Here is a 9,757-nt window from a genome sequence, read left to right as displayed (position 1 = left end):
CAAATACCAAATGAGCTTTTAGAATTTGATAGAGCGCATAAACCTATAGTGCAAGATGAAAAAGATATATTAAAAGCTTATAGTGAGCTTTTTTATCACTATAAGCAATGTGAGATCAATATAGAAAAAATTAAGGAGTTGAATGAGTGAGTAATAGTTCTGATAAAACGCATTTTTTAATTTTAGTTCTATTTTTTATTAAAAGTTTCTTTTTAACTTTATATTCATTTTGATTAATAAAATCATTAAATGCTCGAAATAGATTATTTGAATCTATTATTTTTAAGTATTTTTTATAATTGGATATACTAATACAATTTTTAGAATCTTCCGTAGATTCATTAATTGGAAGGCTAAAAAAATAAATAAAATCCTTGTAAAATTGATTGTTGTTTTTAAAACAATCAATGATAGATTGATGTGTATAAGTATTAAAATTATCTATTTGAGGATTATGAAAGTTTTCAAAGTCAGGTTCTTTATGATATTCAAATATCATTTCTCTTCTATGATCTGTTTTGTGAAATTTTCTAGTATTTTCGTAAAATTCTGCATATTTAGGCTGAATAGCAATCAGTGTTCGTAATCTTTTAAAAGAAGTTAAATTACTATTACTTTTGAAAGGAATTGAATTACCATTGCTTTTAATAAAAAATTTTATGATTTCATCTGTAATATCTAGTTTTTTATTAGTCATTCTTTTATATAAATAAGCAATTTGTAAAAATCCTTCACAATAAAATTCTCCTTTAAAAATATCCCAAGAATATTTATCTTTAATAGGTAAAAGCATTTTCGCAAGATCTTCTATTGCTTTACTACACTTTATATCATTGCTATTATTGTATTCATCATGAAGCATATTGTAAATATCGCGAAAATGCTTACTTATTGAGCTTTTAAGACAACTAGTGAAATCATAATTTATTTTTTCTATATCTGCTTTATCTATAGTAAAAAAGTTTTTCATATAATTTGATGTTATGATATACATACTATTAGCATTTCTAGGAAAGTTTTTTGATGGTATATAATAATCTAATATAGCTTGTATTATATTTAAATAGTAGTGATTTTCTAAAATAATATGTACAAAATTATCATGATTTTCTTTATTGTAAAATTTCATGAAACATATATCGTTGAAATGGTTTATATGTTCTAATGATTTTAGTAAAAGCCTTAAGTTGTTATTTAAATGCTCTTTATAATGTGTAAAAATAATATTTTTTAAATCATCTTTTAAGGCTTTATCTTGTACTTTTAATTTTTCTATAATAATATCTTTGGCAATTTCGTTATTGTCTTTTATGGTATATTCACAATCAATAACTTTTTCTTTGTATTCTTGATACCAGTCTTTAGTATCTTGTTTATCCTCTTTATTACTATCTGAATCGTCATTTTGTTTTTTTAACTCATCTTTATTGAGAATCATAACAACATTACATTCTTTTTCTTCTTTGAGTAAATTTACAAGTCCTAAAATTTCTTTCAAAGGAAGATTGTCAGATTTTCTTTCTATGTTATCAAGACATACAATGATTTTTTCAAAATCTTCTTTTTTTAAAAAGGAAAAAATAACATCACTATCTATATTTATTAAACCACCACTTGCACCTTTAATTAAACCTTCTAATCCTTTAAAAGTTTTTTTTGTAATATTATTATAATTTCCATGTAAACTTACCACTATTTCTTCTATTACTTGTTTATAGCTTTCTTTGCCAAAAAGATCTATATAGATAACTTTTTTATTATTAAAGTTTAAAGTAATTTCTTTTTCTATTTGTTTCCAAAAATATGTTTTTCCACAGCCCCAAGACCCCAAAATAACCAAACATTGTTTTTCTTTTGATATTAAATATTCACTAGTTTTTGTAACTTTATAATTTTCGCTTACAACTTTTTCTTTTTTGCATTTTTTAATAACAAAAGAACAGTATAAAGTAATTACGGATGATATATAATATAATACAGCAATAATCTTCATCATTTTAAAATATCTTTTAACGTTAATTTATAAATTCTATTTTATATTTTTGGTATAAATACAAAATACATAAAAAATACCAAGTAAATCTAACTACACCCAACAAAAAACCATTTGTGGTTATTTGTTTAGTATTGTAAGAAACCTCAAAATTATATACAACAAAGATAAGATATCCATTTTCTTTACAATTTTCATTTTTTCCTTATTTAATTAAAGAAAGTTACATTGTATTTTATATAGTTTTACATTCTCACTTTCCACTTTATAATTTGGAACTTTATAGCATTCTTTAAAATTATTACCTTTTATAATCTTGATATAAGAGTTTGGAATAGCAATTTGATTTTTTATTCTTTGAGGGTTGCTATCATAATTAACCAAATTTAAAACTTCAATTTCTCCAAGCTTTAAAGCCACTTGTCTTTCTCTTTTTTCAATCTTATTCCATACTTTTTGATTAATTTGTGGATTTTGCGGAGTAATATTACTCATTAAGAATGTACTTCTTTGAGCTTGAGTAGTTTTTCTCATAGAGGCATTAGAAAGGGTATGTCCTCTATCATAACCACTATTTTTATAATCACTCCAAGTGGTACGATATTTTTTAGGGATATTTGTATCATCTTCAAAGCGCGGACGCTTTTTGATTTGTTCGCCTTTTAGATTATCTGCTTCTAATTTATAAGCTACTGCTTTAGTACCTTTGTAGTTATAATCATAGCAATTAATATAATAAAATTTATCTAAAACTTGAGAGCAATTTTGTGTAGTAAAATACTTTGCAAAATCTTCACTCGGTTTATATTGTGTGTACTTTGCAAAAGATAATGAAGTAAATAACGCTAATAAAAATATCTTTTTAAGCATTTTAAACCCTTTCTATTTGATTTAAGAATATTTTAGTGTTACACGAGCAAATTACAACACCTAAAAATACATAGTCTTTTAATGCAGATTTTTTAATTTTTTTGTCTTCAAAACCTATATTATCACTACTTATGATAATTTCATCATCAAGGACATTTTTTCTTATGCGTTTGCAAAATAATTCACCATCGTATCTAAAAATAGCCACATCAGCATTTTTAATCTTATCGAGAGAATTTTTACTAGTATCAACTATAACAAAACTTCCATTTTGTATAAAAGGTTCCATACTGTCGCCAAATATTTTTATCATATCATATTGTGTTTTGTAAGGAATACCTAATATTTCTACTAAAAAATTTTTATCAAGACATATAGTTTGAAAGTTTTCATCGCTGTTATCGTTTCCAAAACCTGCACTAGCGTAAACATTAGGAAAATATCTGATTTTAACTATATTTTCTATATTACTTGTTTTAATTATATGTTTTTTGTTGTTTTTTAAATCGTAATATTTCTTAAGCGCTTGAGCAGAAAGTTGTTTATTGTTGCGCCAATTGTTTGCGTTATTTTTTTTATATCCTAATTTTTCAGCTACTTCTTCTAAACTTTTTACATTGAAAAAAGTTTTTAACTCTTCTACTAATTCTTTATAATTATCCATTTCAGGATTTGTAATTAAATTCATATCTATTCCAAGTTTTTCTGAGAATTCTTTAATTCTCTTAAGAGGAATTTCTTTTCTAGTAGCCCATGTGTTAAAAGTGGCATAGTTTACATTAAGTATATCACTCAATTCTTTTATGGTATCCACATCAGCAAATTTTTTTAATACTTTAATTGTTTGCTTGTAATCCATGATTGACGCCTTAAAAAAATAATTTGACTTGACAATTAATTCAAAATGAATTATAATATTACCAACAATATAAAAAAATAAATCATTTGATAAAACCTAAGCATAAAGTATGCCAAGTTTTAGATTAAATTTATATTATGATATTTTAATGGCTTGAAAATGGAGTATTGGTTTATATTTATGTTTTTCTTTTTTGGATATTATATTTTATTTTAAATAAGGCGCAATTACGCCTTATTTTTTATCTTTAGTTTGATTTTGATCTGGTTTTGGTTGAGTTTTATTCTCATTTTCAAATATTTTATCTTGAATTCTTTCTCGATGTAAATGTTCTCGAGATACATTGCTAGTTTGAACTATATTGGGTTTACCGTTCATTGAAGCTTTGGGCTTTTCAACTTTATCATCAGCCATTTTTTCACCTCCTTTCGTTGTATGAATTGCCAATATTATAATAAAAATAATAAAAAATATCAAACTAGCAAAATTACAGTAAAAAGCCTTTCTTAAAGATTTTGCAGCTTTATGGATAATTTTGTCATTTTCTTTATATGCAGCAAAAGTTTCACTTATCATTTCGTTTAATCCATTAACATGTTCTGATTTATTTGTTTCAAAATTGGCTATTTTTTCATATGTATCTCCAGGAAAAGATTTACTTGAAACATTTAAAACAGTATTAAAACATAAAATTACACAATATGCGCATGAGACTAGGGTTGCTATCATTAATAAAATCATAAAGGCTTGTAATGAGCAAAAATCATTAGGATATAAACTTTGAATTTTATTCGAAAAGATAGTTAAAATACTAGCGATAATCAAGGTGCTAAACCATAGATATGTTCTTACTAAAACTAGTTGCCCAGGAATTATACTTGTTAATTGAATATCTAAATCCTTTCTTTTGCTTTCAAGCTGTAGCTTTAAATTCTTTTCATAATTTTCATATGAAATATTTTTTTTTGACATTTTAAATCCTTTTTTTATGTTTTTAGAAATTATATCATATAAGATACTATAGGTTAAATTAAATCAATTTGAGTTATTATTTATAATTTGACTTGACAATTAATTCAAAATGAATTATAATTTCACAAAATAATTAATTTTAAAACATAAAAATAATTATTTTTTAGCAAAAAGAATACAAACTTTTTGCTTAAGTATAAAAAAGGATACATAATGCAAGATTGGATTATAGCTGGTGTGATTATAGCTATCTTATCGGTTATGTTTGTAATCATAAAGATAAAGGAAACAAAATGATAAGAGCATACGCAAACACCATATCAAATATACTCAGCAATGAAAAATCTATAAAAAAAGACACGCTTTTTAAAAGAATGAACATAAAAGAAAGTGAATTTAATGAAGCTTTGAATTTTTTACTTGATCATGATTTTGTAAAACTAGAAGCTATTAGTGATGGTTTATTTGAAACCATCATAGTTCATGATGTGCAAATCATAAAAAGGAAAGTAAATATGTCAGAAAATCAAGAAAAAATAGTAAAACCACAGCCACAACATAGAACTACCACACCCATTATTCCAAAATATTACAGGGGTAATTGAATGTGTATTAATGACAAAATTAAAGAAAAGTTAGGGTTAAAAACTTTTGATGAAGTAGAAAGAAAACTCAATTTGAAAAATCAAACTTTAAAGGTTTGGCTTAGCAATAAAAGCAAAACAAATTCTAAAGTAGAAAAAGCACTTTTAAGACTTGGTTTTTTGAATGAGGATTTGAGATTATCTAAGAGATTGAAAGATTTAAAACTAAAGCATAAAAAATTTACAGCTTTGGTAGAAGAAAAAATAAAAACTATACAGGAGATTTCTGAACTTTTAAAAGAAATTGATGAGGTAGCTTGAAAACCTCATTAAGCACATTTTCTAAGTGTGCTTAAAAGGTTTTTAAAAGCTTGAAACTAGGTTTTAAGTGAATTTCCTTATAGCTAGCTTGGTGATCAAGCTAGCGTGTTCTTTATTTATCACACTCCACTGCGACGGGTGGGAAAGTGGGTTTTTTTAAAAAGCTTTGTTAAATGGTCAAAATACCAAAAGTTTAAATAACTTTGAATGCAGGCTCTATGTTTTGACATAAGTAGTGTTTAAATGGGAGTTAAACTCCCTTATAAGCCATATTAGCTTTCTTTATTTTGAGTAACCACCTTTATGGTGGTTTTTAACTTCCATTTATGCACTATAAAAAGGAAGAAAATGTCTTTTAAAGAAAAAATTAATACAGCCATAGAGCACGCAAGAGCTTTGGCTTTAATTAACAAAGAATGCTTAGATTTAATTGACTACATGGAAGAGTGTGATGAGGATGAATTAAGATCTAACCTAGATGACTTAAAAAAACTCTTGATAAAAGCAAAAGAATTATTGAAAGGATAGTAATGAATTTTAAGCCCATACAAAAAGAAAATGATGCATTTAAAAAAGCAAGAGAAATAGAAAGTTTAATAAGTGAGCTTAGCTCAAAGGGATTTAAACTTACAAAGGCAAATTCAAAATCTTTAGTTATGAAAAAAGGTTTTGATAAGGTAGCAAAATAACAAAAAAGAAAGGAATAAAATGCAAAACATAGGCTATGATAGTATCAAATTTGTAATCCCAAAATTTGCATTTTATAAATTTCTTAAAAAACATGATTTACACACAAAGCTTAGAAAAACAAACCGCAATAAAGCTATAGAAAAATACACAAAAGAGAAGTTTAAAAATATCAAAACAAAAGATAAGTTTTATGAGTTTAAGGTTAGGTATATAAACATCAAACCTAGAAATAAAAGTTTATCAAATACCATAATAGTGATAGAAAATTCAAAAGACACCCATGAAGTTGCTAGAAAAAATAAAAAGAAAAAAGACTTTTATGTAGAAGTACAGTTTAATGGTCTTTTTCAGCCTAGTAAAAGTGTGGTAGCTGATGTGTATAAGGTGTTAAGTAAAATGGTTAAGAGGTTTAAGGCTTATAGTTTTGATATAGCTTGTGATTTTTGTGATGAAAGTGCTTCTATGAGAAAATATGAAGAACATTTGCATGAGTTGTCTTTAAATAAAAAAATCAAAGGCGAAATGGTTTTTTATAAAAAATCTCTTTATGTAAATGGGGTGCATAGTAAGTTTTTTGATCTTGATAGAATTTTGATTTATGATAAGTATGAAAAGCAGACTAGTTATCACAAAGAAAAAATCAAAGAAGAATTTAAAGACTGGAAAAGATTAGAATTAACTTTCAAACTAAACTATAAATTTTTAAAATACATACAGCATAAACACATTCATGATGCTTTAGATTTTATATATGATTTTATAGCTTTACTAGGTAAAACATATAGCTTTACAAAAGAACTATTACTTATTAAACAAACAAAATATTTAATCAATCCAAGATGGACAAAAGATATAAAACCATATGCATTAAAGGATGTTGCATGAGTATCATAACACATATAATTGAAGCTAATGAAATAGCTCGTGCATGTTTAAAAAATGACTTAAAATATAGTTTGAAAGAAGCAAGGATTATCAATAGTGCAAATGAAAGAATGCTGTGTTTTTATTTTGATAATCCTTTTGCTATAGATTTGTTTGAAAGAAACAAAGAAAGTATCAAAAATGACTTAAGATGTGAATACAAGAAAAAAATCAAACTTTATAAACGCATTGATTTTGTATTTTACGATATTTGCTCAAAAAACACTAATGAGCTTAAATCAAGAACAACAGAAGAAAAACAAATACTTCAAAGGGGTATAGATATGCTTGAAAATATTATAAAAAGGAGTAAAAATGGAAAACATAGATAATCAAAATAATCTAAAAGAACTATCTATGAAAATTGTATCTTTACATAAAGCTATAGAGCACGCAGAGTATGAAAGAAGTGCTTTAAATTCAGCCATTAAAGAATATAAAGAAGATTTAAAAACAGCCATAAGAGAGCTTGAGCAAATGAAAGAACCTAATCTTTTTAATCAAGAAAATAAAGAGGAATAAACAAAAGGATATTACATGTTACAAATGATGAAAGATTTTTTAGATCAAAGAAATTTGATAGAAAAACACTTAGGAGAAATAAAACAACAATTATCAAAAATGCTTAAAGAATTTCTTTCTATGAGAAATGATCTTTCGTTTTCTAATGGATGTAACTCTTTAGAAGAAGAAATTAGACATTATTGGAAGATAGAGGCTTGGCTTGATGTAGAGCTTAAAAGAATATGTATAAAGCTTATAGATACAAGAGTTTCTTATAATAGTTTTGATTTTGAGAATGTCAAAGTATTATTAGCGCATACTTTAAGTTATGAAGAGCAAAAAGCCATTATAAAATCACTCAATTTAGAAACAAACATTAAAAAGGATTAATATGAAATTATTAAGTACAAAAGAAGTTGCACAGTATTTGGGTTTTAGCGTTGATAGGATAAGAAAAATGAGAATGAGAAAAAATCAAGCCATTTATAACTTTCCAAAGGGTGTTAGAGTAGGAAAAGTTTTAATGTATGAAAAGAAAGAAATCGATGATTGGATAAAATATTGCAAGGTTAGCTAAGCTTTCCTGCAAGTTTTTCTATATAATCTCCCCACCACTGCATTAATCTTCTTTTTAATTCTATATTTTTACTTCTATTGTAAGCTTTCAATATTGCATTTTTTTGCTCATGAGCTAAGCATTGCTCTGCTATATCCATACTTACTCCATGTTCCAATTGCTTTTCGTTTGCAATGCTTCTAAACATAGCACGAAATCCATGTGCGCTTTGAATTCCTTTATATCCTAAGCGTTTATTGGTATTGCATGTGATATTTTCACTATTACATCCTTTTTTAGAAGAACCAGCAAAAACATAGTCATTGACTTTAATCGCATATTGATTTTTTAATATACTTATAGCTTGTTTGCTTAATGCTATATTATGCTCTTTACGCATTTTCATTTTTTGAGCTGATATAGTCCAAATTTCATTTTTAAAGTCTATCTCATCCCAAGTAGCTTTTATAACATTGCCAGGTCTTTGGGCTGTTAAAAGCACAAAAAGCATTAAATTTTTATGACTTTGTTTGATATCTGAATGTATTAGAGTATTTATATATTCTTTAATATCAGATTCATCTAATAGGGTAGGTTGGTGTATAACCTGATTTGGTTTTTTAAATACAATATTATTTTTGATAGAAGCTACGGGATTGTTTTCTATGATCTCAAGTTGCAAAGCATATTCAAATACTTTATTTATCCATATCTTTGCTTTTTGAAGCGTAGCGCTTTTATGCTCTATGGTCTTTAAAATATTAACAATATCTACTCTTTTTATATCATTAATATTTTTATATTCTAAAGATTTAAAAATACCTTCTTTGTAGCTTAGTCCTCTTTGGATTGTTTTCGCTGCTAAATTACTCTTTCTTGCATTTTCTAGTACTTCATCATATAATACGCCAAATTTCAATCTTTTTGCATTGCTTATGTTTTGACCCTTGGCTTTTAGTTTGTGCGAATTTATGGCTATTTCTCTAAGCTCTGCTAGGGAAAGCAAGGGGTATTCCCCAAGTGTTATATAAGTATCATTAGCTTGTCTTGTTTTAAATAGTTTTCTACCACTAGGATAAACAAAAACATATAATCCTTTTATACTAGGATCACTAAATTTTATAAATTTTTTACCATTATCGCATTTTACGCTTTTTAAGAAACTATCTGTAAGTTTATTAATTTTTGCCATTTTTATTCTTTGTATTATTGTAAAAAGTAACCCATTTAGTAGCCCACTTTTTTAAAAGTAACCCACTTTTTTTGCAATATTTTAACACAAAAAATAACAAAATAGAATAAAAAAGAATGTTTATATAATCCCTTAGATATAGGATTTTAAAGATAATTTATTGGAAAATAACATTTGGGAGTAAAAAACAAATGGTGCCCGAGGTCGGACTCGAACCGACACAAGGTTGCCCTTACCAGATTTTGAGTCTGGCGCGTCTACCAGTTTCACCACTCGGGCTTTTTTAAGATTT

At 26.0% G+C, this 9,757-nt stretch carries 14 protein-coding genes and 1 tRNA gene; 9 read left to right on the top strand and 6 right to left on the bottom strand.

Features of this window, described 5'->3' with window-relative positions; all coding sequences use genetic code 11:
- Positions 1 to 130: 130 nt before the first annotated feature.
- The 4 genes from CAMP5118_RS02505 to CAMP5118_RS02490 all read right to left on the bottom strand — a co-directional run bounded on the left by CAMP5118_RS02505 (position 131) and on the right by CAMP5118_RS02490 (position 4,694).
- Positions 131 to 1,996 carry a P-loop NTPase fold protein gene (locus CAMP5118_RS02505; protein WP_337216536.1) on the bottom strand — a complete coding sequence of 622 codons (1,866 nt, stop codon included), beginning with the start codon at positions 1,994 to 1,996 and terminating at the stop codon, positions 131 to 133.
- Between the two features lie 210 nt (positions 1,997 to 2,206).
- On the bottom strand, positions 2,207 to 2,863 hold the full coding sequence (locus tag CAMP5118_RS02500; RefSeq protein ID WP_257904293.1) for a DNA/RNA non-specific endonuclease: 657 nt from the start codon (positions 2,861 to 2,863) through the stop codon (positions 2,207 to 2,209).
- Between the two features lies 1 nt (position 2,864).
- Complete coding sequence (locus CAMP5118_RS02495; RefSeq protein WP_337216535.1) at positions 2,865 to 3,722, bottom strand: LexA family transcriptional regulator; 858 nt, start codon at positions 3,720 to 3,722, stop codon at positions 2,865 to 2,867.
- A gap of 234 nt (positions 3,723 to 3,956) precedes the next feature.
- Positions 3,957 to 4,694 (bottom strand): hypothetical protein, encoded by a 738-nt coding sequence (locus tag CAMP5118_RS02490; RefSeq protein WP_337216534.1) that lies wholly within the window; start codon positions 4,692 to 4,694, stop codon positions 3,957 to 3,959.
- A gap of 293 nt (positions 4,695 to 4,987) precedes the next feature.
- On the opposite strand from CAMP5118_RS02490, the gene CAMP5118_RS02485 reads away from it, so the two are divergent.
- The 9 genes from CAMP5118_RS02485 (at position 4,988) to CAMP5118_RS02445 (ending at position 8,294) form a co-directional block, all read left to right on the top strand.
- A complete protein-coding gene (locus CAMP5118_RS02485; protein WP_337216533.1) occupies positions 4,988 to 5,299 on the top strand; it encodes a hypothetical protein in 312 nt (103 codons plus the stop codon).
- On the top strand, positions 5,300 to 5,599 hold the full coding sequence (locus tag CAMP5118_RS02480) for a hypothetical protein (RefSeq protein ID WP_337216532.1): 300 nt from the start codon (positions 5,300 to 5,302) through the stop codon (positions 5,597 to 5,599).
- 348 nt (positions 5,600 to 5,947) lie between these two features.
- Entirely contained in the window at positions 5,948 to 6,127 is a 180-nt protein-coding gene (locus CAMP5118_RS02475; protein ID WP_257395779.1) for a hypothetical protein, read from the top strand.
- A gap of 2 nt (positions 6,128 to 6,129) precedes the next feature.
- Entirely contained in the window at positions 6,130 to 6,288 is a 159-nt protein-coding gene (locus CAMP5118_RS02470; RefSeq protein WP_012661539.1) for a hypothetical protein, read from the top strand.
- Between the two features lie 19 nt (positions 6,289 to 6,307).
- Positions 6,308 to 7,174, top strand: a complete 867-nt coding sequence (locus tag CAMP5118_RS02465) for a hypothetical protein (RefSeq protein WP_263659865.1) — start codon at positions 6,308 to 6,310, stop codon at positions 7,172 to 7,174.
- On the top strand, positions 7,171 to 7,545 hold the full coding sequence (locus CAMP5118_RS02460) for a hypothetical protein (protein WP_047208322.1): 375 nt from the start codon (positions 7,171 to 7,173) through the stop codon (positions 7,543 to 7,545). The genes CAMP5118_RS02465 and CAMP5118_RS02460 overlap by 4 nt, the downstream gene beginning before the upstream one ends.
- Entirely contained in the window at positions 7,529 to 7,735 is a 207-nt protein-coding gene (locus CAMP5118_RS02455; protein WP_240388396.1) for a hypothetical protein, read from the top strand. Before CAMP5118_RS02460 ends, CAMP5118_RS02455 begins: the two co-directional genes overlap by 17 nt.
- A 15-nt stretch (positions 7,736 to 7,750) precedes the next feature.
- A complete protein-coding gene (locus tag CAMP5118_RS02450; RefSeq protein WP_337216531.1) occupies positions 7,751 to 8,107 on the top strand; it encodes a hypothetical protein in 357 nt (118 codons plus the stop codon).
- A 1-nt stretch (position 8,108) separates the two neighbouring features.
- Entirely contained in the window at positions 8,109 to 8,294 is a 186-nt protein-coding gene (locus CAMP5118_RS02445) for a helix-turn-helix transcriptional regulator (protein ID WP_012661534.1), read from the top strand.
- On the opposite strand, the gene CAMP5118_RS02440 is transcribed toward CAMP5118_RS02445, so the two are convergent.
- Positions 8,287 to 9,465 carry a tyrosine-type recombinase/integrase gene (locus CAMP5118_RS02440; RefSeq protein WP_047208317.1) on the bottom strand — a complete coding sequence of 393 codons (1,179 nt, stop codon included), beginning with the start codon at positions 9,463 to 9,465 and terminating at the stop codon, positions 8,287 to 8,289. The two genes, CAMP5118_RS02445 and CAMP5118_RS02440, sit on opposite strands and share 8 nt — an antisense overlap.
- 192 nt (positions 9,466 to 9,657) lie before the next feature.
- A tRNA-Leu gene (locus tag CAMP5118_RS02435) sits at positions 9,658 to 9,744 on the bottom strand.
- Positions 9,745 to 9,757 lie beyond the last annotated feature (13 nt).

It is taken from the genome of Campylobacter sp. LMG 7929 (genome assembly GCF_024723595.1).
In the GTDB taxonomy this organism is placed as follows: Bacteria; Campylobacterota; Campylobacteria; order Campylobacterales; family Campylobacteraceae; genus Campylobacter_D.
This window is presented reverse-complemented; position numbering and strand designations above follow the sequence as displayed.